The sequence below is a fragment of the Streptomyces sp. NPDC002446 genome (genome assembly GCF_053595675.1).
On sequence record NZ_JBSFYC010000018.1, the window covers coordinates 1 to 25,510 of the forward strand.

Here is a 25,510-nt window from a genome sequence, read left to right on the forward strand (position 1 = left end):
CACCGCCATCTGGCACAACTGGACCGCAGGCACACCAGCCAAACGCTCACTGATCGCGTACGACCACTGAAGACATCGGACTCAATCATCTAGGGCCGGTCCGACGGGTTGCGTGACTGCCGGTCCGCGTGGGGCGGCAGACGGTCTACGACCGGCATCGCCGCTGGTCAGCCGACGGCGCGTGGGACCGGATCCTGCGGGCCGTCCAAGCGGATGCCGATGCGGAAGGTCGTATCGACTGGTCGATGGTGAGCGTGGACTCCACCGTGTGCCGTGCTCACCAGCACGCTGCCGGCGCACGCAAGCAGACGCCGCGCAGACCGGGCAAGCGCACCCGGCCTGCCCGCATCGTCCGGATGAAGCCCTCGGCCGTTCGCGCGGCGGGCTGACGACGAAGATCAGAGGTGCGAGTCGAGGAACGCCTTGAGCCCTCCCCTTAACGATCAAGAAACAGCGGGGCGACGGTAGCACCTCGATGTCGGAGGGGCAGCAGATGCCGACTCAGCCCGAAATGGTTGAGAACCTTTTCGGCCAGGGCCCCACACCTCTTTGTAGAGGGCCGAGGCGCGGCCGGGCATCATCACCCGGCAGTTCGCCACTGGTCGCCCCTGAAGGACCACAGCCACTGGGCCAGGCACTCGACTCACCAGACACGCCCTAGGGGATCCGTTCGCCCCTCCCCCAGGGCACTCACCCAGCGCCCTTCCAACGCCGACCCGCCGGACGGCCCCTAGCAGCGTTCCGCCGTCTCCCGTACGCGTCGCACGGCCTGGGCCAGTTCCTCGGCGGGGGCCACTTTCACGTCAGAGTCCGGGGCGGCGTCGGCCGGGTGGGCGGCCGCGGTCCGCAGGGCCTCGACGAGATCGTGTCCGGCCACCGCCAGTTGGTCGCCGACCGCGAACATCCCGGCGTCCGGAAGCTCCCGCGGGGGCCGTCCGGGCCGCTCGATCAGCTGCGCACGGGTCGCCAACCACCGCGCCAGCGCGAGCCCTTCGGCCGCCGCGCCGCCGCTGAGCCTGCTCTGCGGCAGCGATCTGAGGCGGTCGGCCAGGGCGTCCACGGCGGTCTGCAAAGGGGTCACGTCAAGCACGTCGTGAGCCTATGCGCCACGTCCGGGTGGTTGCCAACGGCGGAACGCTCAGGCACGGTGTGCTGAAGAACCAGCATCGACCGCGTCCGGAGGCGCCGATGTCTCAGCTCTTCTCCGAAGAGACCCACCGGAATCTGCTCTCCCGTATCCCGCACTGCACCGGCCGGGAAATCTCCGACTGGCTCCGCACCGTTGACGAAGGCCCCGCCTTCTTCCGCTTCGACGAAAAGGTCAGCTGGCTCCGTGGCGAGCACAACCTCGCGTACGGGCACGCCAAGGCGATCGTCCACGAACACGACCTCAGGCGCGCTGCGCGGAAGTTCTGACCTGCGATGACGGGCTTGGGCCTGTCCGGCTCAGGACACGCGACACAGCGACACCACACGGACGAAGGGCCCGCAGGCAGTCGCCTGCGGGCCCTTCGTTACGACGTGCCGTACCGGCGGTGTCAGTCGCCGCGGAGGATCGAGATCAGCCGCAGCATCTCCATGTAGATCCACACCAGGGTCATGGTCAGACCGAACGCCGCGAGCCAGGACTCCTCACGCGGGGCGCCGTAGGCGATGCCGTCCTCGACCTGCTTGAAGTCCAGGGCCAGGAACAGCGCGCCGAGGACCACGCCCACCACGCCGAAGAGGATGCCCAGGCCGCCGCTGCGGAAGCCGAGGCCCTCGCCGCCGCTGAACACCATGAACATCAGGTTGACCAGCGTCAGCAGGAAGAAGCCCAGCGCGGCGATCATCACGAAGCGGGTGAAGCGGGCGGTGACCCGCACGATCCGCGTCTTGTAGGCGACCAGCATCGCGACGAACACCGCCATCGTGCCCAGCACCGCCTGCATGGGGGCGCCGTTCATCTTCGGCAGGTCGTTGATGAAGCCGCTGAGCGCGCCGAGGAAGACGCCCTCCAGTGCCGCGTACGCCAGGATCAGCGGGGGCGACGGCTTGCGCTTGAAGGACTGGACGAAGCCCAGCACCATCGCCAGCAGACCGGCGCCGAGCGCGAAGCCGAGGTGCTCGGTCAGGAACAGCCAGCCGACCGTGGCGCCGGCGATGACCGTGCCGAGCGTCATGCCCGTGCGCGCGACGACATCGTCCATCGTCATCGGGCGGGACTGCGGCACGTACTGCGGCGGCGCCTGGGTTACGGGCTGCTGGTCCTGCGCGTAGGGGTTGCCGCCGCCCTGCGCGTAGGGGTTCGTGCCGGCGTACGGGTTCGCGGTGGGGCCCCCGGCCTGCGGCGGTGCGTTGAAGCCCGCGTAGCCGGTGTCGCGGCTGAACCCCCGTCGCGAGAAGACCGGGTTGCTGCTCCTCATCTCACTCCTCCATGGCCGCCCTGCGCGGCCTTGACGGCAAGCGTAATGGCTTGGCAAAGGCGCGTCGCTAGTTCTTGAGCAGGATCTTTCCCCGAACCGGGTAGGACGCGTCCGCCATGAGGAGGACGTCCGGCAGGCCGCGAAGGTGCCCGGGATGCGGCCGACGGTGCCGCGCCGCCGGCCGCCGTGCCGCCCCGGCCGGGCGCATGAGCACGCCACCCGCTTCCGACATTCCGGGTATTCGATCTCTTGCCGCCGAGGTCGGACGGGCTATTTCCGCCGCGCCGCCGCGTAGGGAATCCGATAAATGTCTGATCGCAAGGGCGTCACCCGTCCTCGCGCATCGGACGTCACATGCCCGGCAGGCAACCGATTCACCGGAGCCCCCGTCTTCCCTTCCGGCCGGAACCTGCCCGGTGGGCGGATCTCCTGAGATGACGCATGGTCAAGGTCCGAACACCGAAGTGCCCCTCCGCGATGCACCGGTGCCTCACTGTGCGTAGCATCGTGGACGCGATCGGTGCTAATCCGAGGGTACATACGGGTCTATTCTGGCGGGAAACAGTAGCGAAAGAGGGTTGAGGTGCCTGTGCCTGACGTCTCAGTAGTCGTCATCGTCTACAACGACGCCGACCGGTTGCCGACCGCGGTCCAGTCCGTACTGGACCAAACGCTCCGGGACGTCGAGGTGGTGATCGTCGACGATTGCAGCACCGACCGTTCTTTCGAAGTGGCGCAGCACCTCGCGGCCACCCATCCCGGGCGCGTCAGAGCCTTCCAGCTACCGGAGAACAGCGGTGCGGGAGGCGAGCCGCGCAATGCCGGTATCCAGCACACCGAGGGCCGCTACGTCATGTTCCTGGACAGTGATGACGTCCTGGAACTCAATGCGTGCCGGAATATGCTGGAGGCCGCCGAGGAATCCGGCTCGGACATCGTTTCCGGTCTGTGCGTCCGGCTGCACAAGGACACCCGCAACCAGAAGCGGGACGAGTGGTATTCCTGGCTGTATTCCACGACCCGTACGCTCGAATCCGTAACGGAATTGCCGGACCTGTTCGTATGGGACACGCTTTCCACGAACAAGTGCTACCGCCGTGATTTCCTGATCGAGAACGATCTCCGCTTCCCCAAGGGGATGTTCTACGAAGACCTGATGTTTATCGCCGATGCCTATCTCGCGGCGCGGCGCATCACCCTGATCCCCAATCAGGTCTATTTCTGGAACGTGTTCGAACGGGCCGCCGTGAAATCGGTGACGAACCGCCGGCACGAAATGACGAACTATACGCACCGGCTGGAGATCCACCGGCGCATCGACGCATTGCTGGCTGAACGCGGGCTGGACGAGATGCGGCTCGCCAAGGACGTCAAATTCCTGAAGCACGACCTGGTGCTGCATCTGCGGGATCTGCCGTTCCGGGACGAGTCCTACCGCCGGGAATTCGCGGAACTCTCCCGTGACTACCTCGCGGGCATCTCCCCCGAGGCGTACGAGCGCGTGCAGCCGATCCAGGCCATCTGCGCCTATCTGCTCCAGCAGGGTGACTGGGCCAACCTGATCCCGGCGGTCGACACGCTCATCAACCGCGACAAGCTCTCCTCGCCGCTCGCCGAGCACGACGGCCGCATCTACTGGTGCGGCGGCCACCTCGACGACGCCTTCGGCCGCGAGGTGCTGGACGTCACCGACATCGGCTACCACGAGAAGCCGGTCAACCAGCTCTTCCTGCGCAACCAGCTGACCCGCTACCGCGAGTCCGGCGGGTCCGTCTCCCTGGCGGGCGAGATCACCAATCCGCTCGGCGTCATCCCGCCGGGTGCGCGGCTGACGGGCGAGCTGGAGTTCAGCGCCCGGCGGCGCAGTCTGCAGTCCTTCCGCTTCCCGGTGCGCGTGCTGCGCCACGAGGGCGACGCCGTCCGCTGGGAGACCTCGGCCGACCTCGGCGGCAAGCTGCGCCCGCTGGGCATCGTCGACACCATCTGGGACGTGCGGCTGCGCCTGGACGTCGACGGGGTGCGCACCACGACGCGGCTCACGGTCGCCGACACCGAGCTGTCCGACGGGCTGCCGGTCCGGCCGCGGCTGACGCGGATGGTCGCCGACCGTCTGCAGCCGCACGCCTCCGCCCGGGGGCATCTGGCGTTCCGCCTGGTCAGCGAGGGCCGTAACGCCGAGCGCGTACAGGAGCTGATCAACCGCGGGGTGCGCGGCACGCCGGGGACGCTGGCCAAGACCGGCTACCGCAAGGCGAAGGCGCTGCGCAAGAAGGTCGTCTCCGGCGACAACAAGCTCCGCGCCTACCACGAGGTCTTCAGCCGGCTGCCGATCAAGAAGCGCACGGTGGTCTTCGAGAGCCATCTGGGCAAGCAGTACAGCGACAGCCCGCGCGCCATCTACGAGGAGATGCGCCGGCAGGGCCTGGACTTCGAGGCGATCTGGTCGTACTCCGGCTCCCCGAAGGACTTCCCCAAGGACGTCACGCTCGTCAAGCGCTGGTCGCTGCCGTACCTCAAGGCGCTGGCGCAGGCGGAGTTCTGGGTGGACAACCAGAGCTATCCGCTCAAGCTCGTCAAGCGCCCGGAGACCACGTACATCCAGACCTGGCACGGCTCGGCGCTGAAGAACATGGGCTTCGACCAGCCGGCGCTGAAGGCGCAGACCCGGCAGCAGCAGGCCGAGCAGCAGCGTTCGCTGGACCGCTTCGACCGCTTCCTGGTGCGCTCCGAGCACGATGTGCACACCCTCGCCAAGGCGTTCCGGCTCAAGGAGCGGACGCTGCTGCGCGTGGGCTACCCGCGCAATGACGCGCTGGTGCGCGCCCGGCGGCGGGAAGCGGAGCTGGGGCGGCGTGAACGCGGGCCGCTGGCCGCGGAGTTGGGCATTCCCGAGGACAAGACCGTGCTGCTTTACGCGCCGACGTTCCGCAAGGCGGGAGGCCGGCACGGGCGCTTCGCATTGCCCTTCGACGTGGAGCGATTCGCCGACCAGTTCGGCGACCGCTATGTCCTCCTGGTGCGTTCGCACTACCTCAATCACGTGGTACTGCCACCGACCGTGCAGGGCCGGGTCATCGACGTATCGGCGCGCCATGATGTGACGCCGATCCTGGAGCTGGCCGACGGTCTGATCACGGACTATTCGTCGGTGATGTTCGACTATGCGCTGCTCGACCGGCCGCTGGTGTTCTTCACCTACGACTACGACGAATACGTCCACGAGGGCCGCGGCACGTACTTCGATCTGCTGGAGCACGCGCCGGGCCCGGTGGTCCGCACCGAGGACGAATTCCACGAGACGATCAAGTCGTTCGAGACACAGGCTCTGGAATACGCGAAGAGCCGCCGGGAATTCGTCGCCAAGTTCGGAGAATACGACCGGGGCGACGCCGCTCAGAGCATCGTCGATCAGTTCTTTGCGCAGTGGAGCCGTTGATGACCAAGTCGCACGCAGCCGGACCGCGGGACATCTTCTTCGTCTCCAACAGCGTCAACGAGATGGGCGGCATCACCAGCTGGTCGCACCAGATGGCCCGCCTGTTCAGCGAGCAGGGTCACCGGGTGCACATCGTCGGCATCGTGCCGGCGCCCGAGGGGCGGGCCCATGAGCTCGCCGACGATCTGCCGTTCGAGACCACCACGCTCTACGCCGAGCACCCGCCGTCCGTCCGCCCCGTACGCGGCCTCAAGGACCGGCTCAACCTCGCCGAGCAGCGCCGCCGGGCCGCCCGCGAGGCCGGGATGCACGAGCAGGCGGCCAAGATGAGCGCGCTGTTCCGGGCGGCCAAGCCGGGCGGGGTGGTGATCGTCACCCAGGTGTGGGCGATGGAGTGGGTCGCGCTGGCCGACACCGCGGGCCTGAAGGTGATCGGAATGAGTCATGAATCGTTCGACACCTGCCGCAAGTCGTCCCGCTTCGGTCGCGTCAAGCGGTTTTACCAGGACGTCGACCGGATGCTGACGCTCACCCGGGAGGACGCCGACCGCTGGATCCGCCAGCGGATGGACAACGTCGGCTTCATGCCCAACCCGCTGCCGTTCTTCCCCGACGTGCCCTCGGACCGGTCCCGCAAGTGCGTGGTCAGCATCGGCCGGCTGCACGAGGAGAAGGGCGTGGACCTGCTGCTGGAGGCCTGGGCGAAGGTCGCACCGCAGCACCCGGACTGGACGCTGCGGATCTACGGATCCGGCGAGGAGGCGGAGGCGCTGCGCAAGCTGGCGGCGGAGCTGGGGGTGGTGTCGTCGGTCGAGTGGATGGGGCGCACCGGCGACGTCCCCGGGGCGCTGCGGGAGAGCTCGGTGTTCGCGCTGAGTTCGCGCGGTGAGGGCTTCCCGCTGGCTCCGATGGAGGCGATGGCGACCGCCGTGCCCTGTGTGGCCTTCGATGTGGCGCCGGGCGTCCACGAGATCATTACGGACGGCGAGGACGGGTTCCTCGCTCCCCCGGGCAATATCACCGAATTCGCCCGGCATCTCGACACCCTGATGTCCGACAAGGACCTTCGGGACGCGATGGGCGAAGCCGCCAGGCAGAACATCCAGCGGTTCTCCACGCAGGAGATTGTCGGCCGCTGGGAGAGCCTGTTCGCGCTTGTCGAACGCTGAGCCGACAACACACAAAGCGAGGAGGGCCGCCGGCATTCACCGGCGGCCCTCCTCGTTGAATATTCAGTCAATCGCCTGTCTTTGACCCGCCGTTCGCGGGAGTGCCCGGAGCCGGACTTGAACCGGCACGGCCCGTAGGCCAGCGAGGTTTAAGCTCGCCGTGTCTGCATTCCACCATCCGGGCCTGGGATCCCCCATGCCACCTCAAAGTGGGCAGCACGAGCGTAGCCCGCAGCGCACGACGCAGATCGGCCACTCATCCCGAGGTTGTCTTATTTTATTGGCAACTGAGGGTGCATCAGCACTGGGTACAGGCCTTCGGCACATGCCTGAGGCCCACCTTTGGCATGGGGTGCCGCGGCGCAAATTCGTGCCCGAATTGACGTAAACTCGACGGCCCCTCGACGCACCCCTCACTCCTGCGGGTGCCCTCCCCCGGCGGCCCGGGACGCCGGGGCGGCATCAGGGTCCGTTCTCCTCCCCAGGGATGACCGCACGACCCACGGCTACCTCCCAGGGCTGGTCGAGGACGGTCACAGGGGCTGACGTCCGCCCCCTTCTTCCTGCCCCACGATGGAAAGCGTCCGCTTGACGTCCGCGCCGCGCCTTTCGGCCCCGCGGAACAGATGGTCCCTCGTCCCGACAGGAGTTCCTTCCCGTGACCACCACCCACTCCGGCGTCTCCACCGCCAGCCGCGCCACCGCGGTGGCCGCCCGCGCCACGGATCTCACCAAGGTCTACGGACAGGGCGAGACCCAGGTGGTCGCCCTGGACGCGGTCTCCGTCGACTTCCGGCAGGCCCAGTTCACCGCGATCATGGGCCCCTCCGGGTCCGGCAAGTCCACGCTGATGCACTGCATGGCCGGGCTGGACGCCATATCCGGCGGCTCGGCCAGGATCGGCGACACCGAGCTGACCGGCCTCAAGGACAAGAAGCTCACCCAGCTGCGGCGCGACAAGATCGGCTTCATCTTCCAGGCGTTCAACCTGCTGCCGACCCTGACTGCGCTGGAGAACATCACCCTGCCCATGGACATCGCCGGCCGTAAGCCGGACCGCGCCTGGCTGGACCGCGTCGTGGAGACCGTCGGCCTCAGCGGCCGCCTCAAGCACCGCCCCAGCCAGCTCTCCGGCGGCCAGCAGCAGCGCGTCGCGGTCGCCCGCGCGCTCGCCTCCCGGCCCGAGATCATCTTCGCCGACGAGCCCACCGGCAACCTCGACTCGCGCTCCGGCGCCGAGGTGCTGGGCTTCCTGCGCAACTCCGTGCGCGAACTGGGCCAGACCGTGGTGATGGTGACGCACGACCCGGTCGCCGCCTCCTACGCGGACCGCGTGGTCTTCCTCGCCGACGGGCGGATCGTCGACGACATGCCCGACCCGACCGCCGACATGGTCCTGGAGCGGATGAAGGGTTTCGACGCCAAGGGCCGTACGAGCTGACCGCGCCCGGCAGCCGCCACCGCCCGCCCTCCAGCCACCTCTCCCAGGACTGACCACTCATGTTCCGTACCGCCTTGCGCAATGTGCTCGCGCACAAGGCCCGGCTGCTGATGACCGTCCTCGCCGTGATGCTCGGCGTGGCCTTCGTCTCCGGCACCCTGGTCTTCACCTCGACCATCTCCGACGCGTTCCAGAAGAGCTCCCAAAAGGGCTACGACAACGTCGACGTCGCCATCGCGCCGAAGTCCCCGGACAGCGGCAGCGGCGCCCCCGGCGCGGCCCCGAAGCTCGACCAGAAGCTGCTCGACAAGGCCGCCCGGACGCCCGGCGCCGCCTCCGTCACCGGCACCGTCTCCGGCTTCACCGCCATCGCCGACAAGAAGGGCGAGCTGATCGGCGACGGCTTCTCGACCCGCGGCGCCAACTACTTCCCGGGCGACGGCGGCCAGGACGCCCGCTACCCGATGCGCTCCGGCGCCGCCCCCAAGGGCCCGCACGAGTTCGCACTGGACGCGCACACCGCCGACAAGGCCGGCTACAAGGTCGGCGACACCGTCCGGATGTCCGTCGACGGTCCGGTCCGCGAGCAGAAGCTGACCGGCGTCTTCACCACCGACGACGGCACGGTCGCGGCCGGCGGCAGCCTCGCGCTGTTCGACACCCCCACCGCCCAGAAGCTGTTCGCCGCACCCGGCGAGTTCAGCGAGATCGACGTCAAGGCCGCCGCGGGCACCTCCCAGACGGCCCTGAAGGCCGCACTCGACAAGGCGCTGCCCAAGGACGCCGCCGAGACCACGACCGGCCGGCAACTCGCCGACGAGCAGGCGAAGATGATCGCCGAGAGCATGGACGGCATGAAGACCGGCCTGCTCGCCTTCGCCGGTATCGCGCTCTTCGTCGGCGTCTTCATCATCGCCAACACCTTCACCATGCTGGTCGCCCAGCGCACCAAGGAGCTGGCGCTGCTGCGCGCGGTCGGCGCGAGCCGCCGCCAGGTGACCCGCTCGGTGCTGATCGAGGCGTTCTTCGTCGGCGCGGTCGCCGCGGTGACGGGCCTGGCCGCCGGCATCGGCATCGGCGCCGGACTGCGCACCCTGATGAGCGCCACCGGCGCCACGGTCCCCGACGGCCCGCTGGTCGTCTCGCTCTCCACCGTCCTGACCTCGCTGCTCGTCGGCATCGTCGTCACCGTCCTGGCCGCCTGGCTGCCGGGCCGCCGCGCCGCCAAGATCCCGCCGGTCGCCGCGATGAACAGCGTGCACGCCACCGCCACCACCAAGTCGCTGGTGGTCCGCAACACGATCGGTGCACTGTTCGCGGGCGCCGGCACCGCCGGTGTCGTGGTCGCCACCGGCATGAACGACGGCAGGGCCATGATGGGCGGCGGCGCGGTGCTGCTGCTGATCGGCGTGTTCATCCTGACGCCGCTGCTGTCCCGCCCGCTGATCGCGCTGGCCGCGCCCGTACTGCGCGCCTTCGGCATCTCCGGCGCCCTCGCCCGGCAGAACGCCGTCCGCAATCCGCGCCGTACGGCCGCCACGGCCTCCGCGCTGATGGTCGGGCTGACGCTGATCACCGGCATGACGGTGATCGCGGGCAGCGTGCAGAAGGGCATCGACAAGATGGCCACCGACTCGCTCAAGGCCGACTACGTCGTCTCCATGGCCAGCCACACGCCCCTGTCCCCCGACGTGGCGAAGAAGCTCGCCCGCGTGGAGGGGGTCACCGCCTCCAGCCCGCTGCGCAACTCCTCGGCACGGATCGGCACCGGCAACGCGTCCCTGACCGGCGTCAACGGCGAGGACTTCGGCAAGCTCACCCGGCTCGACTTCACCAAGGGCTCGCTGGGCGACCTGCGCGGCGAGCGGGCCGTGGTGGACGACGCCACCGCCAAGGAGAACGGCTGGCAGCCCGGCTCCCGCCTGCCGGTGACGTACGAGGACGGCAAGAAGGGCACGCTGACGGTCTCGGGTGTCTACCAGGGCAACGAGATGATCCAGGGCATCATCCTGGACAACGCCACCCTGGCCCCGCACCAGAAGCAGATCACCGATAGCCGGGTGATGGTCAAGACGAAGGACGGCGCCACCGACGCCGCCAAGGACTCGCTGGTCAAGGCCCTCGGCAAGAACCCGGCGATCTCCGTCGCGGACAAGAAGGACGTCTCCGACGGCATCGCGCAGATGTTCAACCTGATGCTGAACATGCTCTACGGGCTGCTGGCGATGGCCGTGATCGTCGCGGTGCTCGGTGTCATCAACACCCTGGCGATGTCGGTCTTCGAACGCTCGCAGGAGATCGGCATGCTGCGCGCCATCGGCCTGGACCGCCGCGGCATCAAGCGCATGGTGCGCCTGGAGTCGCTGGTGATCTCCCTGTTCGGCGGAGTGCTCGGCGTCGGCCTGGGCGTGTTCTTCGGCTGGGCGGCCGGTGAGCTGATCGGCGGCTCGCTGCCGACGTACGAACTGGTCCTGCCCTGGGGCCGGATGGGCGTCTTCCTCGCCGTGGCCGCACTCGTCGGCGTACTGGCCGCGCTGTGGCCGGCCCGCCGGGCGGCCAGGCTGAACATGCTGGCGGCGATCAAGGCGGAGTAGCCCCTCCGCGCACACGGCCGTCCCGCCGTGCCCCGCTGCGCCGTTGCTCCCCCACTGCCCGAAAGCAGTGGGGGAGCAACCGCGACACCGTGCAGCGGACGGGTGGCAAAGCCGCCGGCTAGGCCCACGTACGCGTCCGCAACCGCACCCCGGAGGCCCCGCCGTCCGGCGTACGGACGGCCAGGACCTGGTTGACTCCTATCCGGTTGCGCTCGAAGGCCAGGGCCGACGCGGCCATGTAGAGCCGCCACACCCGGGCCCGCCCCGGGGACGTGAGGCGCACCGCCTCGTCCCAGTGGGCCTCCAGGTTGGCGACCCAGCCGCGCAGCGTCAGCGCGTAGTGCTCCCGGATCGCCTCCACGTCCCGCACCTCGAACCCGGCCTCCTCCAGCTGGCCGACCGTCCGGCCCACCGGCGCCAGCTCCCCGTCCGGGAAGACATAGCGGTCGATGAACTCATCGACCCGATACGTCTCCTCGTCCGCCAGCGGCCGCCGTGCGATCTGGTGGTTGAGCAGCCGCCCGCCGGGCCTGAGCAGCGCGTACAGCGCGCTCGCGTACTCCGCGTACCGGGCCCGGCCGACATGCTCGGCCATCCCCACCGAGGAGATCGCGTCGAACGGCTCGTCCTTGATCTCGCGGTAGTCCTGGACCCGGATCTCGATCCGGTCGGCGAGACCGGCCTCGGCGATCCGCTTGCGGGCGAAGGTGGCCTGCTCCTCGGAGAGGGTGATGCCGACCGCCCGTACGCCGTACTCGCGGGCCGCGTGCAGCACCATCGAGCCCCAGCCGCAGCCCACGTCCAGCAGCCGCTGGCCCTCCCGGAGGCCGAGCTTGCGGCAGATCAGGTCGAGCTTGTCGCGCTGGGCGTCCTCCAAAGAGGCATCCGGGCTCTCCCAGTACGCGCACGAGTAGACCATGGACGGGCCGAGCACCAGGGCGTAGAAGTCGTTGCCGACGTCGTAGTGGTGGCTGATGGCTTCCTTGTCGCGCAGCAGTGTGTGCAGCGGTCCACGGCGCCGCCGGGCCTCCTCCGCGGGCGGCGCCGGCGGCAGCGGGGTGCCCGCCAGGGCGAGCAGCTCACGGGCGGCGGAGCGGATCTGTGGCCGGGCCAGCGCGCGCAGTACGGCGGCGCGCTGCGGCTTGGGGCCGTCGCCGCGCTCCCAGATGCTCTCGGCGAGCAGATCGAGCGCCCCGTAGAGGTCCCCGTCGACGTCGATGTCGCCGGCCACCCAGGCACGGGCCAGGCCCAGCTCCCCGGGCTTGAACAGCAGCCGGCGCAGCGCGCGGCGGTTACGGATGACGAGTACGGGTGCCCCCGGCGGGCCCGACTCGCTGCGGTCCCAGGCGCGGATCCGCACCGGGAGCGGCCCTCCCAGCATCTCCTCGGCGAGCTTGGTGAGCCGTCCAGCGGCGTCGGCCATGTCGCACACCTCCGTGTTGACGAGTCGGGCAAAGAAGTTTCACCCACCACGTAAACGCCAATGGGGCGCCCAGATAGTCCCGTTCACACGCAAGAGAACCGCAAACCGCCCGCTTTTCGCCAGAGCGGACACGCCGAAGGGCGCCCGCCCCACGGATGGCGGACGCCCTTCGGGCTGGTCGGAGTAACCGACCGGTGATTCAGGAGGCCTTGGCCTTCGGCTTGTCGCCAGCGTTGGCCGCGGCCGGCGCGGGGGCCGGCTTGGCCGCCTCGTAGAACTCCTCGCGGGGGTTCTCCATGGCGCCGAGCGAGACGACCTCGCGCTTGAGGAACATGGCCAGCGTCCAGTCGGCGAAGACCCGGATCTTGCGGTTGAACGTCGGCATCGCCATGCCGTGGTACGCGCGGTGCATGTACCAGGCGAGACGGCCCTTGAGCTTGATCTTCATCTTGCCCATGACGATCATCGCGACGCCCTTGTGCAGGCCCAGACCGGCGACCGCACCCTTGTTGGCGTGGCTGTACTCCTTCTGCGGGAAGCCCCGCATGCCGGAGACCACGTTGTCGCCGAGGACCTTGGCCTGCCGCAGCGCGTGCTGCGCGTTCGGCGGGCACCAGGCGTTCTCGTTGCCGTTCTTGCGGCCGACCAGGTCCGGGACCTGGGCGTTGTCGCCCGCGGCCCAGATGTAGTCGGTGCCCTGCACCTGGAGGGTGGCGGCGGTGTCGACGTGGCCGCGCGGGCCGAGCGGCAGGCCGAAGCGGGCCAGCGCCGGGTTGGGCTTGACGCCCGCGGTCCACACGATGGTGTTGGAGTCGACCTCGAGGCCGTTGTTGAGCTTCACATGACCGTCGACGCAGGAGTCCATGCCGGTCTTGAGGTAGACCTCGACGCCGCGGCCCTCAAGGTGCTCCTTGCCGTAGGCGCCGAGCTTCGGGCCGACCTCGGGGAGGATCTTGTCGGCGACGTCGACCAGCAGGAAGCGCATGTCCTCGCGCTTCACGTTGGTGTAGTACTTCGCCGCGTCGCGGGCCATGTCCTCGACCTCGCCGACGGTCTCCGCACCCGCGAAGCCGCCGCCGATGAAGACGAAGGTGAGGGCCTTGCGGCGGACCTCTTCGTCGGTCGTGGAGTCGGCCTTGTCCAGCTGCTCCAGGACGTGGTTGCGCAGGCCGATGGCCTCCTCCACGCCCTTCATGCCGATGCCGTTCTCGGCCAGGCCGGGGATCGGGAAGGTGCGGGAGACCGCGCCCATGGCGATGACGAGGTAGTCGAAGGGCAGCTCGTACGCCTCGCCCACCAGCGGGGCGATCGTGGCGACCTTGCGGTCCTGGTCGATGGTGGTGACCCGACCGGTGAGGACCTCCGCCTTGGGCAGCACGCGTCGCAGCGGGACGACGACATGCCGCGGGGAGATGCTGCCGGCGGCGGCTTCGGGGAGGAAGGGCTGATAGGTCATGTACGACCGCGGGTCGACGACCGTGACGGTCGCCTCGCCGTAGCGCATCTTCTTGAGAATGCGCCGAGCTGCGTACAGGCCTACGTACCCACCGCCTACTACGAGGATCCTGGGACGCTCCGTGGTGCTCATGCAATCGAGTATCCACCCCCACATGGGGGGTCGCTCGTGAGCCCCTTCACAAGCAACCGGGGGGCATCTGCTACACTCCGCCGCCTTCGTGACCGACGCCATAGCCCGGAACGGAACCACCGTAGTACGCGAGGCGTTGGAGACCCCTGTTGATCAGGCCTTGTCGGCCTTCGGACGGCCGAACCACGCCCTCCGGGAGTGCGCCGCTCACGCTCCGGAACCCGCGCTTCCTCCGGGTCGAAGGGGCTTAGGACCTTCGAATGAGGGTCGGACGGTCAGATTGTTCGCCCAACAGGAGGCTTTTTCATGTGAAGGATTTCACGAACCTTTTTTCCGGACGCCCCCGCAAAGGCTCCCCGAGCCCCCGCAGGGCCCGCTGGAACGGGCCCTGCGCCCGCCCAAGACACCCGCCGGCAGAGGCCGTTGCCGGCCTCCGCCGGGTCCGTGGGCCGGGACCGCTCAGCCGCTCAGCCGGCGATGCTCCAGGCGATGCCGTCCAGGATGTCGTGCTCGCTGACGACGACCTCCTCGGCGCCCGTCCGCTCCATGATCGACAGCAGTACGAGCGCGCCCGCGCCGATCACATCGACCCGGCCCGGGTGCATGACCGGGATGGCCGCCCGCTCGGCGTGCGTGGCGGACAGCAGATGGTCGGTGATCTCGCGGACCTTCGCCCGCGAGATCCGCGCGTGGTGGATGGCCGCGGAGTCGTAGTGGTCCAGGCCCAGCGCGATTCCGGCGACGGTGGTGACCGAACCGGCCAGGCCGACCAGCGTGGCGGCCTCGCTCAGCGGGACGGCCTCCTCGGCCCGGTCCAGCGCCGCGGCGATATCGGCCTTCATGGCGGTGATCTGCCCCGGGGTGGGCGGGTCGCTGAGGGCGCCCTCGTGCAGCAGATGCCGCTCGGTCATCCGTACGCAGCCGACGTCGACGGAGCGCGCGGCGCGCACCGAGCCGTCGCCGAGGACGAACTCGGTCGAGCCGCCGCCGATGTCCACCACCAGGAAGGGCTTGGCCAGGTCCGTGCGGCCCACCAGCTCCTTCGTCGCGCCGTTGAAGGAGAACTCCGCCTCCTGGTCACCGGTGATCACCTCGGGCTCGACGCCCAGGATGTCCACCACGCCGCGGACGAAGTCCGCGCGGTTCTCCGCGTCCCGGGAGGCGGAGGTGGCCACGAAGCGGACCTGCTGCGCGCCCAGGCTGCCGATCACCGCGGCGTACTCACGGCAGGCCGCGAAGGTGCGCTCCAGCGCCTCGGGGGCCAGCCGCCCCGTACGGTCCACGCCCTGGCCCAGCCGGACGATCTGCATCCGGCGGTCGAGCTCCTTGAGCTCGCCCGTGGCCGGGTCCACGTCCGCGACCAGCAGACGGATGGAGTTCGTGCCGCAGTCGACGGCGGCGACCCGCTTCACTCTGACTCTCCCTCGTCGGTCTGGGGGCAGGAGCTCACGCACGGCCCCTTGCGCCACCACTCCGGCAGCATCGCGATGGCCTCGTCCCCGAGCGGGTTGACGCCCGGCCCGGCGGCCAGCGAGTGGCCGACGAGGACGTGTAGGCACTTGACCCGGTCGGGCATGCCGCCCGCGCTCGGGAAGCCCTGGAGCACCTCGATGGCGTCCCGCCGACGGATGTAGTCCTCGTGGGCCGCGCGGTAGGCGGCGGCCAGCTCCGGGTCGGTCGCCAGGCGCTCGGACATCTCCTTCATCACGCCGTTGGCCTCCAGCGTGCCGATCGCGGAGGCCGCGCGCGGGCAGGTGAGGTAGTAGAGCGTGGGGAAGGGCGTGCCGTCCTCCAGGCGCGGCGCCGTCTCGACGACATCCGGCTGGCCGCAGGGGCAGCGGTGCGCGATGGCGCGCAGTCCGCGCGGCGGGCGGCCGAGCTGCTCCTTGAAGGCGGCGATGTCCGCGGCGGTGGGCTCGGTGGGCTCGGTCTGGGGCGGAGGGGTTTCCATGTGCGCTTTCGGTGAGGTGGATGGTGAGGCGGCGGTGCGGACCGCCCCTGTCGACAGTACGGGCTGCCGCGCGCCGACGGTACGGCCCGGCGGGGCCGGACCCTAGCGCTTGTCGGCCGCGTCGACGGCGCTCCACAGATTCTCGTACCAGGGGCGCTGTGCCGCTTGCGGTCCCTTGGGCACGGCGGCCGATCCGGAGCCGTCCTGGACGAGGTATCCGGTCTCGCCCGGCATGACGTAGTGCAGATGCCGGCGGGCCTGCTGGCGTACGTACGCCGGGTCCTGCCACCGGGCCTTCTGCTCGCGCAGCCGGTCCAGTTCGGCGGCGGCGTCCTGGGCCTTGCGGCGCTGCTCGGTGATGTCGGAGCGCTGGGAGACGTACTGCCTTATCGGGTAGGCGAGGGCGACGACCAGGGAGCACATCACCAGCGCCAGCAGGGCGGCGCGGCCGGTGAGGCGGTTGCGGCGGGGCGGGCGGGCTCGGTAGACGCGGGCGGCGGCCTGCTCGCCGAGCGCCTTGAGTCGGGTCGCGGTCGAGAACCGGTCCGCGGGCACGTCGTCTCCCCTTCGCTGACTGACGCCGGACTGCACAAGCGGGTACGTCCCCGGCAACGGTACGGGACCGTCGCCGGGGACGTACGAGGTGTTCGGCCGCGCTTCGGCCGATCAGCGCTGTACCGATTCAGTTCGCAGAGCGCTGTACCGGTTCAGTTCAGTTCGCAGAGCGCTGTACCTATTCAGTTCGCAGAGCGAAACCGCGGGAAGGCGGAGCGGCCGGCGTAGACCGCGGCGTCGTCGAGGATCTCCTCGATGCGCAGCAGCTGGTTGTACTTGGCGACGCGCTCGGAGCGGGCCGGGGCGCCGGTCTTGATCTGGCCGCAGTTGGTGGCGACGGCCAGGTCGGCGATGGTGACGTCCTCGGTCTCACCGGAGCGGTGCGACATCATGCACTTGAAGCCGTTGCGCTGGGCCAGCTCGACGGCGTCCAGGGTCTCGGTCAGCGAGCCGATCTGGTTGACCTTCACCAGCAGCGCGTTGGCGGAGCCCTCCTCGATGCCGCGGGCCAGGCGCTCGGGGTTGGTGACGAACAGGTCGTCGCCGACCAGCTGGACCTTGGCGCCGAGCTTGTCGGTGATGTCCTTCCAGCCGGCCCAGTCATCCTCGAACAGCGGGTCCTCGATGGAGACCAGCGGGTAGGCCGCCACCAGCTCCGCGTAGTACTCGGTCATCTCGGCGGCCGAGCGGGCCTGGCCCTCGAACTGGTACGTGCCGTCCTTGTAGAACTCGGAGGCGGCGACGTCCAGCGCGAGCGCGATGTCCTGGCCGGGGGTGTAACCGGCCTGCTTGATGGCCTCCAGGATGAGGTCGAGGGCCTCGCGGTTGGAGCCCAGGTTCGGGGCGAAGCCGCCCTCGTCACCGAGGCCGGTGGACAGACCGCGCTCCTTCAGGACCTTCTTGAGGGTGTGGTAGACCTCGGTGCCCCAGCGCAGCGCCTCGGAGAAGGACTCCGCGCCGATCGGGGCGATCATGAACTCCTGGATGTCCACGTTGGAGTCGGCGTGCGAGCCGCCGTTCAGGATGTTCATCATCGGCACGGGCAGCACGTGCGCGTTCGGGCCGCCGAGGTAGCGGAACAGCGGGAGGTCGCTGGCCTCGGAGGCGGCGTGCGCGACGGCGAGGGAGACGCCGAGGATGGCGTTGGCGCCGAGCGAGCCCTTGTTGTCGGTGGCGTCCAGGTCGAACATCGCCTGGTCGATCAGCCGCTGCTCGGTCGCGTCGTAGCCGACGAGCTCCGGGCCGATCTGCTCGATGACGGCCAGGACGGCCTTCTCGACGCCCTTGCCGAGGTAGCGGTTGGCGTCCCCGTCGCGGAGCTCGATGGCCTCGAAGGCGCCGGTCGAGGCGCCGGACGGCACGGCGGCACGGCCCGTGCTGCCGTCGTCGAGGCCGACCTCGACCTCGACCGTGGGATTACCTCGCGAGTCGAGAATTTCGCGGGCTACGACGACGTCGATGGACGGCACGTTGTCTCCTTCATGGGTGTCTGGAGTTCTGCAGCATGAGCCTAACGGCCCCTGGCGCGTCCGCTTGCCCTCGGCCCGCTCCGTGGGACGAAAAGAGACTCAAAGGCGCAGTTCACGGGAGGTTTCGGCACATTGTTCGCTGAGCGGGGAAAAATGCTCGACGTTGCTGGTCACCGGGGCTGCGTGCCCCGGTGAACGGAGAAGCCCCGCCACGGCGCGCTGGGGGGGCGTGCGCGCCGGGCGGGGCAGTCTCACGGAGCGGCGGGGTCCGCCGCCGGGGTCATACGAGTCCCGGTGAGGGGGCGGCTCAGATGCTGAGCTGCTGGCCCGGGAAGATCAGGTTCGGGTTGCCGCCGATGACCGACTTGTTGGCCTCGTAGACCGACTTCCAGTTGGTGCCGTGGGCCTTGGCGATCTTGGCGAGGGTGTCGCCCGCCTTGACGGTGTAGTTGCCGTGGCCGTTGGACTTCTTCGGGGCCGGCTGCGCCTTCTCGGCCTTGGGGGCCGGGGCGGCCTTCTTCACCTCGGGCTTGGCCTCGTCCTGCTTCGGAGCGGACTTGGCGGTGGTGTCGAGCTGCGGGGCCGGGCCACCGGAGGTCAGGCCGCCGGCACCGGCGCAGGACCAGGCGCCCGGGCCCTGGATGGCGAGGAGCTTCTCGGCGGCGGCGATCTGCTGGGCCTTGGTGGCCAGGTCGGCGCGCGCCGCGTACTGGGTGCCGCCGGCGGCGGCCCAGCTGGAGTTGGAGAACTGCAGGCCACCGTAGTAGCCGTTACCGGTGTTGATCGACCAGTTGCCACCGGACTCGCACTGGGCGACCTTGTCCCAGGTCTCGACGGAGGCGGCGGAGGCGGAGGTGGCGCCCATCAGCGGGACGGCGACGGCGGCACCGGCCACACCGGCGAGGGTGGCGACGCGGACGGCCTTGGAGGGACGACGGTGCTTGCCCTTGTTGATCAGCATGGTTCGTTCGTTTCCTCACCGACGCCTACGAGGTGAGCTGTCGGGTTCGGGCTGTGAGTCGCCCGGCCGGATGCGCATGGCGCACCTGGCTTCACCCCAAGCCGGCTGACCCGCTTTCACGGGCCGGGCCGGCGCCTACCTTGGTTCCCCCGCTCCTGCCTTCGGCGCTTGCGCGTCAACTGCCTCCGACCACCGGCAGGATTCGGCGTGTGATCGAAGGGGCCCGCTTTGGCGAGCGGTCCTGACCGTAAGCAGTAATCCCCTTGGTGTTCAAACCCCACCTTCTGAACCAAGTTGACCGTTTTTGATCACGGGTTGGTCACATATCTGCAGGTGAGGCCCGGTATGACGGCGGCGGGCGGATCTGTGCGCCCGCCGCCCAACGAGAGCCTTGTCTCACTTTCCCAAAGGGGACGAAGGCGGCGAACTAGCTTTCCTTGTGCCCGAGATCGAGCCGCTGCCCCGGGTGGATCAGGTTCTCGTCGGCCCCGATGACGCCCTCGTTGCGCTCGTAGAGCGCGGGCCAGCCGCCGGGCAGCCGGTGGGCCGCCGCGATGGCTGACAGGCTGTCACCCGGGCGCACGGTGTAGTCGCCGCCGTCCGCCGGGACCTTGCGGTCCCCGTCGCCGCGCGAGGCGTGCCGGCCGCCGGAGGACCGGTCGCCGCCCCCGCCCTCGCCCGGATCCGCATCGCCGCGGTGCCGGCCCTTGCCGGGCGTCTCCCGGGGCGTCTCACCGGCCGTGCCGCCCGGGTCAGCGCTGTCGCCGCCGTCGGACGGGTCGGCGGAGTGGGAGGAGTCGCCGTCCTGGTCGCCGTCCTGGTCGCCGGGCGTCGCGGAGTCGGACGGCTCCGGGGCCGTGGACGAGTCGCCCTCGTCGGGAGCGGACGGCGAGGAGGAGTCCGGGGAGGGTTCGCCGGTCGCGTCACCGGGCGCCTCGTCGGCCGGACCGCCGGGCTCCCGCTCGTCGGATCCGTCGGGGGAGCCGCGGTGGCTCCCCTCGTGGGACCGGCCGCGGTCCGCCTCGTCGGAGCCGGAGGCGTCCGGGTCGTCAGGTGTGTCGGACGAGCCGGTCGACGGGGACGGCTCCCAGGAGTCCGAGCCGCCCTCGTCCTCGGACGGGTCGGGCATCGGCGTGCTGGTGCTGCCCGGGTCGACCTCCGGCGCGCGGCCGTCCCGGGTCAGTCCGGCGTTGACGGCACAGCTCGGCCAGGCGTCCGGGCCGCGGTCGTCGAGGATCGATTCGGCCACGGCTATCTGCTGGGCGCGGCTGGCGAGGTCGGGGCGCGAGGCGTAGGCGCCGCCGCCGTAGTCGTCCCACATCTCCTGGGTCAGCTGGAGACCGCCGTAGAAGCCGTTGCCCGAGGCCGCGCTCCACACCCCGCCGCTCTCGCACTGGGCGACCCTGTCCCAGGTCGCGGTGTCGGCGGCGTGGGCGCCACCGGCGGAGAGCAGGGGCAGCGCGAGGCCCGCGCCGGTCACTCCCGCCGTGACAAAGATGGCCGGTGCTTGACGGGGGCGACGGTGTCGGCCGTTCCCGGAACGCATGCGGATGCCTTTCGCGCGGCGGTTGAGTTATTCGACGATCCGTTCGATTACGCAACTCCTCCGCGCGCCCGTCCATTCGAACGTGCGAGCGGCTCGCGAATCCTGCCGATCGTCGGTCGAAAGGTAACCGGGGTCACGGGTAGTCACAAGCCGGTGTAGCAGAGATCACGTAAAGGTCACATGGCTGACGCTGCGTCACTTTCGCTCGCGTCCCTGGTCAGTGCCGTTCGGGCGTGAACTCCACCGGCAGCGACCGCAGTCCGCGCATGATGAGCCCGCCGCGCCAGCGCAGATCATCAGGATTCCCGGCAAAACGGATGTCCGGGAGCCGGCTGAGCAGCGTGGCGAGCGCGGTCTGCCCTTCGAGCCGGGCGAGCGGTGCGCCCAGACAGTAGTGAATGCCGTGCCCGTATCCCAGATGCTGGTTGTCACGCCGGGTCAGATCGAGCATGTCCGGTTCGACAAAGCGTGACGGGTCGCGGTCCGCGGCGGCCAGCACCACCAGTACGGGGTCGCCCTCGGCTATCCGCTGCCCGCCGAGCGTCAGCTCCTGGGTCGCGAACCGCCAGGTCGCCAGCTCCACGGGACCGTCGTAGCGGAGCAACTCCTCGATGCCGGTGGTGAGCAGCTCGGCGTCGCCCGCCGCGATCGACCTCTGCAGCAGCGCGCGCTGGGCGGGGTGGCGCAGCAACTGGTAGGTGCCGTTGCCGATGAGGTTGACGGTGGTCTCGAACCCGGCGAAGAGCAGGATGAACGCCATCGCCGCGGCCTCGTTCTCGGTGAGGTGCTCACCGTGGTCGGAGGCCCGGATCAGGCCGGAGATCAGGTCCTCGTCCGGCTCCGGGACCTCCCCCAGCAGCTCGCGCTTGCGGTGGATCAGCTCCGCGAGGTAGCCGCGCATCTTCTTCACGGAACGCGCGACCCCGCCCCGCGGGCCTCCCCCGTGCCGGATCATCATCCCCGCCCAGTCCCGGAAGTCGTCCTGGTCCTCGGCCGGGACGCCCAGCAGATCGCAGATCGCGTAGATGGGCAGCGGAAACGCGAACTCATGGATCAGATCGGCCTCGCCGCGCCCCGCGAAGCCGTCGATGAGGCGGTCGGTCAGCTCCTGGACGCGCGGCGCGAAGGCCGCGACCCGGCGCGGGGTGAACGCCTTCGACACCAGCCGGCGCAGCCGGGTGTGGTCGGGCGGGTCGATGTTGAGCAGATGCGTCATCAGGTTGGCGCTGCGCTCGCCCGGGATGCCGACCTTGCCCTTGCCGTGCGCCGACTCGCTGTGGTGCACCGGGTTCTTCGACAGCCGGGCGTCGGCGAGCGCCTGCCGCGCCTCGGTGTAGCGGGTCACCAGCCAGGCCTCGACGCCGCTGGGCAGCGCGGTCCGGTACACCGGCGCATGCTCCCGCAGCCAGGCGTACGCCGGGTACGGGTTCGCCGCGAACTCCCAGGTGAACAGCTCGGGCGCCGGGCCCGCGGACGGGGCGGCGGGAGCCACGGGGCAGCCCGCGGGCGGCCCCGCCGGGCCTTCGGCCGGGGCGTCGGCCGGCGCGGTCGCGGGGGTGGTGGCGTCGGAGGCGGTGTCCTGCTTGTCGTGCACCTTCCGACCGTAACCGGTGGGCGCACGACGGTGCCCGCGCCCGCCTACCCCGCCTCCACCCCCAGCCCCTCCAGGAACGCCACCGCCGCCGGCGACGGTCCCAGCCCGCTCCACACCACCCGCTCGGTGCGCTCCGGCGCCGGCCGCGCCCGCACGATGTGCAGCCCCGGCAGCTCGGAGGCGATGGCCTCGGGGACCATCCCGATGCCCAGCCCGGCGCGCACCAGCTTCGCCAGGAACTCCACCGTGGTCACCTCGAACGCCACCTCCGAGGCCAGCCCCGCCGCCCGGAACGCCTCGTCGCGCTGCCGCCGCGCCGCCGAGCCCGCCGTGAAGTCCACGAAGGTCTCCCGCGCCAGCCGCGCCAGCGTCGTCCACTCCCGCCCGGCCAGCGGGTGCCCCGGCGGCACCACCGCCACCAGCTCACCGCGCGCCAGCTCCTTCTCCCGTACGCCGACGGTGCGCGCACTCGGCGCCAGCCCGACGAAGGCGACGTCCAGCGTCCCCTCCCGCACTCGCTCGATCAGCGGATCGCTCATCTCCATCTGCAGACTGACCCGGACCTGCGGACAGCGGCTGCGGAAAGCGCCCAGCTCACGCGCGAGATCGACGGCCGCGACGGTCGAGATGGCGCCCACTGCCAGCCGGCCGCGCACCTCGCCGGTCGCCGCCGCCACCTCGGCACGGGCCCGCTCGGCCGCCTGCAGCGCCTGCCGGGCGACGGGCACGAACGCCTCGCCCGCGACGGTCAGCCGCACGCTGCGGCTCGTCCGGTCGAAGAGCCGCGCGCCGAGCTCCTTCTCCAGCCGGGCGATCTGATGGCTCAGCGCGGACTGCACCACATGACAGCGCTCGGCGGCCCGGGTGAAGCCGCCGGTCTCGGCCACCGCGACGACATAGCGCATCTGCTGCAGCTCCATGCGCACCGATCCTAGTCAGCGGCGATCTCTTTTCACGATGGATGAGATGACAACGATGTGTTGGACTCATCGATGTGCCGGGCCCCAGGCTGGGATGTGCCCGCGCCACGGTGGCCGCGGGCGGATACGGGGAGGTCATGCATGGAACCCGTCGACCACGGAGCACCACCGGGGCGGCTGGGCCGCGGCACGCTCCTGCTGATGTCCGTCGCCACGGGGCTCTCCGTCGCCGGCAACTACTTCGCCCAGCCCCTCCTGGACCTCATCGGCCGCGACCTCCACCTGACCGCCGCCACCGCCGCGCTGGTGGTGACCGTCGCGCAGACCGGCTACGGCCTCGGCCTGCTGCTGCTGGTACCGCTGGGCGATCTGCTGGAGCGCCGCCGGCTGGCCGTCATCCTGTGCGCGGCGACGGCCGTGTTCCTCACCGTCACGGCTAGCGCCCCGAACGCCGCCCTGCTGCTGACCGGCACCGCCCTCACCGGCCTCGCCTCGGTCGCCGCGCAGGTCGTCATGCCGTTCGCGGCGACCCTCGCGGCGCCCTCCGAGCGCGGCCGGACCATCGGCACCGTCATGACCGGTCTGCTGCTGGGCATCCTGCTGGCCCGTACGGCCGCCGGGCTGCTCGCCGAACTGGGCGGCTGGCGCACCGTCTACTGGGTCAACGCCGCACTGATGCTGCTGGTGGCGGTGCTGCTGCGGCTCCGGCTGCCCGCCCTGCGCACCACGGCCGGACTGCGCTACCCGGCGCTGCTGCGCTCGACGCTGGCGCTGTTCGCCCAGGAGCCGGTGCTGCGGTGGCGGGCGGTGCTGGGCGCGCTGTCCTTCGCGGGCTTCTCCGTTCTGTGGACCGCCATGGCGTTCCTGATGTCCGGCCCGGCGTACGGCTGGCAGGAGTCCGCCATCGGGCTGCTGGGGCTGGTCGGCGCGGCCGGTTCGCTCTCCGCCTCGGCGGCCGGGCGGCTGGCGGACCGCGGCCTGGCACACCGGGTCACCGGCGCCGCCGCGTTCCTGCTGCTGGGGTCGTGGGGCCTGCTGGCGGCCGGCGGCGCGGGCGGCGCCTGGTCGCTGGCGGCGCTGCTCGCCGGGGTGATCGTGCTGGACCTGGCCGCCCAGGCCGTCCACGTCAGCAACCAGAACCTGGTCTACGCGGTCCGCCCCGAAGCCCGCAACCGCCTCAACTCGGCGTATATGACCAGCTACTTCGTGGGCGGGGCGGCGGGGTCCGCGCTGACGTCCCTGGTGTGGAGCGCGGGCGGCTGGGCCGGGGTGTGCGTCCTGGGCGCGGGGCTGGCCGCCGCCGCCGTGGCGGTGTGGGTCGCGGACCTGCTGCGGCGGCGCCGGCGGCCGGACGGCACGCGCACGGAGCCGCAGCACGCGCCGGCGCCGGTGGCGGTCACCCGCTGACCGGGCCCGGGCCGGTGGGCCGGCGGCGGCCTGTGCTCAGCTCGCCGCCCCCTCCGCGGCCACCACCGCGTCCCGGTACGCCCGAGCCGCCGCCCGCAGCGCCGCCTCGGGGTCCACCCCCGCCTGCTCCGCCCGCACCGCCATCGCCAGCAATTCGTAGCCGATGCCCTCGCCCGTCGGCACGGCGACCTCCAGACCCGCCGTCCGCACCCGCGACGCCAGCTTCGACGCCAGCGCCAGACCGGGCTGTCCCAGCGGAACGCCCTCCGTCACCGACTCGCGCTGCTTCTCCTCGGCCTTCGTCCGCAGCCAGTGCGCCTTGACGTCCTCCGGGGTCTCGGCGGCCTCCTCCCCGAAGACATGGGGGTGGCGGTGGATCAGCTTCTCCACGATCGTGCCCGCCACATCGTCGATGGAGAACGGCTCCTCCGGGTCGTCCTGGGCGATCCGGGCGTGGAAGACGACCTGGAGGAGCACGTCCCCCAGCTCCTCCCTCAGCTCCACCCGGTCGCCCGCCTCGATGGCCTCGACCAGCTCGTAGGCCTCCTCCAGGCCGTACTTGGCGAGGTCCTGGTGTGTGCGGATGCTGCTCCACGGGCACTCGGCGCGGATCTGGTCCATCACCTGGACGAGGTCGAGCAGGCGGGCCCCGGGCAGGTCGTACGAACCGGGCAGCAGCTCCAGGTCGGGCATCGTCTCGCGCCCGGAGCCGGCCAGCCGCGCCAGCCCGTCGGTCAGCGCGCTCTCGCCCTCCGCCGAGGTCAGGACGACGACGGTGCGGTCCCCCGGCACGCAGTAGTCCACCAGCTCACGGGCGCTCGGGGCGGCGGTCTCGACGCCTATCCCGGCCTCGCGCAGATACGGCAGCTGCGGATGGTCCGCGTCGGCGCACAGCACCCGCTCGGCGGCGCGCAGCGTCTGCCACGCGGGCCAGGACAGGAGCCCGGGGGCGACCCGGTGGCTGGTGGTGAGCAGGACCAGGCGTCCGGTGCCGCTGCCCGCGGGGCGGGCTTCGGCGCCGGCGTCGGCGGCAGAGGCGTCAGCGTTCACG

19 protein-coding genes, 1 tRNA gene, 1 pseudogene and 1 riboswitch are annotated in these 25,510 nt (G+C 70.5%); of the genes and pseudogenes, 7 read left to right on the top strand and 14 right to left on the bottom strand.

Going from position 1 to position 25,510, the window contains the following annotated elements; translation table 11 throughout:
- Positions 1-116: 116 nt before the first annotated feature.
- Positions 117-418 (top strand): annotated as a pseudogene (locus ACWD6P_RS13150) (IS5/IS1182 family transposase); the annotation flags it as partial.
- 312 nt (positions 419-730) lie between these two features.
- Here the strand turns inward: ACWD6P_RS13150 and ACWD6P_RS13155 are convergent.
- Positions 731-1,090, bottom strand: coding sequence for a hypothetical protein (locus ACWD6P_RS13155; RefSeq protein ID WP_451444153.1), 360 nt, complete (start codon positions 1,088-1,090; stop codon positions 731-733).
- Positions 1,091-1,188: 98 nt separating this feature from the next.
- Here ACWD6P_RS13155 and ACWD6P_RS13160 point away from each other — a divergent pair, with 98 nt between their 5' ends.
- A complete protein-coding gene (locus ACWD6P_RS13160; protein ID WP_451444154.1) occupies positions 1,189-1,416 on the top strand; it encodes a DUF4287 domain-containing protein in 228 nt (75 codons plus the stop codon).
- A gap of 122 nt (positions 1,417-1,538) precedes the next feature.
- Here ACWD6P_RS13160 and ACWD6P_RS13165 read toward each other — a convergent pair whose 3' ends face one another.
- A complete protein-coding gene (locus ACWD6P_RS13165; protein ID WP_451444155.1) occupies positions 1,539-2,405 on the bottom strand; it encodes a Bax inhibitor-1/YccA family protein in 867 nt (288 codons plus the stop codon).
- A gap of 589 nt (positions 2,406-2,994) precedes the next feature.
- Between ACWD6P_RS13165 and ACWD6P_RS13170 the strand changes: the two genes are divergently transcribed.
- Entirely contained in the window at positions 2,995-5,841 is a 2,847-nt protein-coding gene (locus ACWD6P_RS13170; RefSeq protein ID WP_451444244.1) for a bifunctional glycosyltransferase/CDP-glycerol:glycerophosphate glycerophosphotransferase, read from the top strand.
- Positions 5,841-7,010 (top strand): glycosyltransferase family 4 protein, encoded by a 1,170-nt coding sequence (locus tag ACWD6P_RS13175; RefSeq protein ID WP_451444156.1) that lies wholly within the window; start codon positions 5,841-5,843, stop codon positions 7,008-7,010. The genes ACWD6P_RS13170 and ACWD6P_RS13175 overlap by 1 nt, the downstream gene beginning before the upstream one ends.
- A 102-nt stretch (positions 7,011-7,112) precedes the next feature.
- Here ACWD6P_RS13175 and ACWD6P_RS13180 read toward each other — a convergent pair.
- Positions 7,113-7,194: transfer RNA gene (locus ACWD6P_RS13180), tRNA-Leu, on the bottom strand.
- A gap of 474 nt (positions 7,195-7,668) precedes the next feature.
- On the opposite strand from ACWD6P_RS13180, the gene ACWD6P_RS13185 reads away from it, so the two are divergent.
- A complete protein-coding gene (locus tag ACWD6P_RS13185) occupies positions 7,669-8,451 on the top strand; it encodes an ABC transporter ATP-binding protein (RefSeq protein WP_451444157.1) in 783 nt (260 codons plus the stop codon).
- Between the two features lie 59 nt (positions 8,452-8,510).
- The gene (locus tag ACWD6P_RS13190; protein WP_451444158.1) at positions 8,511-11,045 is read left to right on the top strand and encodes an ABC transporter permease; all 2,535 of its coding nucleotides are present in this window, start codon (positions 8,511-8,513) and stop codon (positions 11,043-11,045) included.
- 118 nt (positions 11,046-11,163) lie between these two features.
- On the opposite strand, the gene ACWD6P_RS13195 is transcribed toward ACWD6P_RS13190, so the two are convergent.
- The 10 genes from ACWD6P_RS13195 to ACWD6P_RS13240 form a co-directional block, all read right to left on the bottom strand.
- Positions 11,164-12,468, bottom strand: a complete 1,305-nt coding sequence (locus tag ACWD6P_RS13195) for a class I SAM-dependent methyltransferase (protein ID WP_451444159.1) — start codon at positions 12,466-12,468, stop codon at positions 11,164-11,166.
- Between the two features lie 199 nt (positions 12,469-12,667).
- Positions 12,668-14,056, bottom strand: coding sequence for an NAD(P)/FAD-dependent oxidoreductase (locus tag ACWD6P_RS13200; RefSeq protein ID WP_451444160.1), 1,389 nt, complete (start codon positions 14,054-14,056; stop codon positions 12,668-12,670).
- Between the two features lie 467 nt (positions 14,057-14,523).
- Positions 14,524-15,468 (bottom strand): Ppx/GppA phosphatase family protein, encoded by a 945-nt coding sequence (locus ACWD6P_RS13205; RefSeq protein WP_451444161.1) that lies wholly within the window; start codon positions 15,466-15,468, stop codon positions 14,524-14,526.
- On the bottom strand, positions 15,465-16,007 hold the full coding sequence (locus ACWD6P_RS13210) for a DUF501 domain-containing protein (RefSeq protein WP_451444162.1): 543 nt from the start codon (positions 16,005-16,007) through the stop codon (positions 15,465-15,467). The genes ACWD6P_RS13205 and ACWD6P_RS13210 overlap by 4 nt, the downstream gene beginning before the upstream one ends.
- A gap of 102 nt (positions 16,008-16,109) precedes the next feature.
- Positions 16,110-16,562 carry an FtsB family cell division protein gene (locus ACWD6P_RS13215; RefSeq protein ID WP_451444163.1) on the bottom strand — a complete coding sequence of 151 codons (453 nt, stop codon included), beginning with the start codon at positions 16,560-16,562 and terminating at the stop codon, positions 16,110-16,112.
- Between the two features lie 182 nt (positions 16,563-16,744).
- Entirely contained in the window at positions 16,745-18,031 is a 1,287-nt protein-coding gene (eno, locus tag ACWD6P_RS13220; RefSeq protein ID WP_451444164.1) for a phosphopyruvate hydratase, read from the bottom strand.
- A 307-nt stretch (positions 18,032-18,338) separates the two neighbouring features.
- The gene (locus ACWD6P_RS13225) at positions 18,339-18,992 is read right to left on the bottom strand and encodes a transglycosylase family protein (protein WP_451444165.1); all 654 of its coding nucleotides are present in this window, start codon (positions 18,990-18,992) and stop codon (positions 18,339-18,341) included.
- 7 nt (positions 18,993-18,999) lie between these two features.
- Positions 19,000-19,169, bottom strand: a riboswitch (cyclic di-AMP (ydaO/yuaA leader).
- A 250-nt stretch (positions 19,170-19,419) separates the two neighbouring features.
- The gene (locus ACWD6P_RS13230; protein ID WP_451444166.1) at positions 19,420-20,472 is read right to left on the bottom strand and encodes a transglycosylase family protein; all 1,053 of its coding nucleotides are present in this window, start codon (positions 20,470-20,472) and stop codon (positions 19,420-19,422) included.
- 283 nt (positions 20,473-20,755) lie between these two features.
- Complete coding sequence (locus ACWD6P_RS13235) at positions 20,756-22,030, bottom strand: cytochrome P450 family protein (protein WP_451444245.1); 1,275 nt, start codon at positions 22,028-22,030, stop codon at positions 20,756-20,758.
- A 146-nt stretch (positions 22,031-22,176) separates the two neighbouring features.
- A complete protein-coding gene (locus tag ACWD6P_RS13240) occupies positions 22,177-23,052 on the bottom strand; it encodes a LysR family transcriptional regulator (RefSeq protein ID WP_451444167.1) in 876 nt (291 codons plus the stop codon).
- Between the two features lie 141 nt (positions 23,053-23,193).
- Between ACWD6P_RS13240 and ACWD6P_RS13245 the strand changes: the two genes are divergently transcribed.
- Entirely contained in the window at positions 23,194-24,459 is a 1,266-nt protein-coding gene (locus ACWD6P_RS13245; RefSeq protein WP_451444168.1) for an MFS transporter, read from the top strand.
- 36 nt (positions 24,460-24,495) lie between these two features.
- Here the strand turns inward: ACWD6P_RS13245 and ACWD6P_RS13250 are convergent, their stop codons facing one another.
- Positions 24,496-25,509: a nucleoside triphosphate pyrophosphohydrolase gene (locus tag ACWD6P_RS13250; protein ID WP_451444169.1), complete on the bottom strand. Its 1,014-nt coding sequence runs from the start codon at positions 25,507-25,509 to the stop codon at positions 24,496-24,498.
- Between the last annotated feature and the right edge of the window lies 1 nt (position 25,510).

Coding starts and splice junctions, on each gene's coding strand:
- ACWD6P_RS13225 (WP_451444165.1), bottom strand. CDS start 18,992: ATGCTGATCAACAAGGGCAAGCACCGTCGTCCCTCCAAGGCCGTCCGC.
- ACWD6P_RS13195 (WP_451444159.1), bottom strand. CDS start 12,468: ATGGCCGACGCCGCTGGACGGCTCACCAAGCTCGCCGAGGAGATGCTG.
- ACWD6P_RS13165 (WP_451444155.1), bottom strand. CDS start 2,405: ATGAGGAGCAGCAACCCGGTCTTCTCGCGACGGGGGTTCAGCCGCGAC.
- ACWD6P_RS13160 (WP_451444154.1), top strand. CDS start 1,189: ATGTCTCAGCTCTTCTCCGAAGAGACCCACCGGAATCTGCTCTCCCGT.
- ACWD6P_RS13210 (WP_451444162.1), bottom strand. CDS start 16,007: ATGGAAACCCCTCCGCCCCAGACCGAGCCCACCGAGCCCACCGCCGCG.
- ACWD6P_RS13175 (WP_451444156.1), top strand. CDS start 5,841: ATGACCAAGTCGCACGCAGCCGGACCGCGGGACATCTTCTTCGTCTCC.
- ACWD6P_RS13245 (WP_451444168.1), top strand. CDS start 23,194: ATGGAACCCGTCGACCACGGAGCACCACCGGGGCGGCTGGGCCGCGGC.
- ACWD6P_RS13190 (WP_451444158.1), top strand. CDS start 8,511: ATGTTCCGTACCGCCTTGCGCAATGTGCTCGCGCACAAGGCCCGGCTG.
- ACWD6P_RS13200 (WP_451444160.1), bottom strand. CDS start 14,056: ATGAGCACCACGGAGCGTCCCAGGATCCTCGTAGTAGGCGGTGGGTAC.
- ACWD6P_RS13240 (WP_451444167.1), bottom strand. CDS start 23,052: ATGGAGCTGCAGCAGATGCGCTATGTCGTCGCGGTGGCCGAGACCGGC.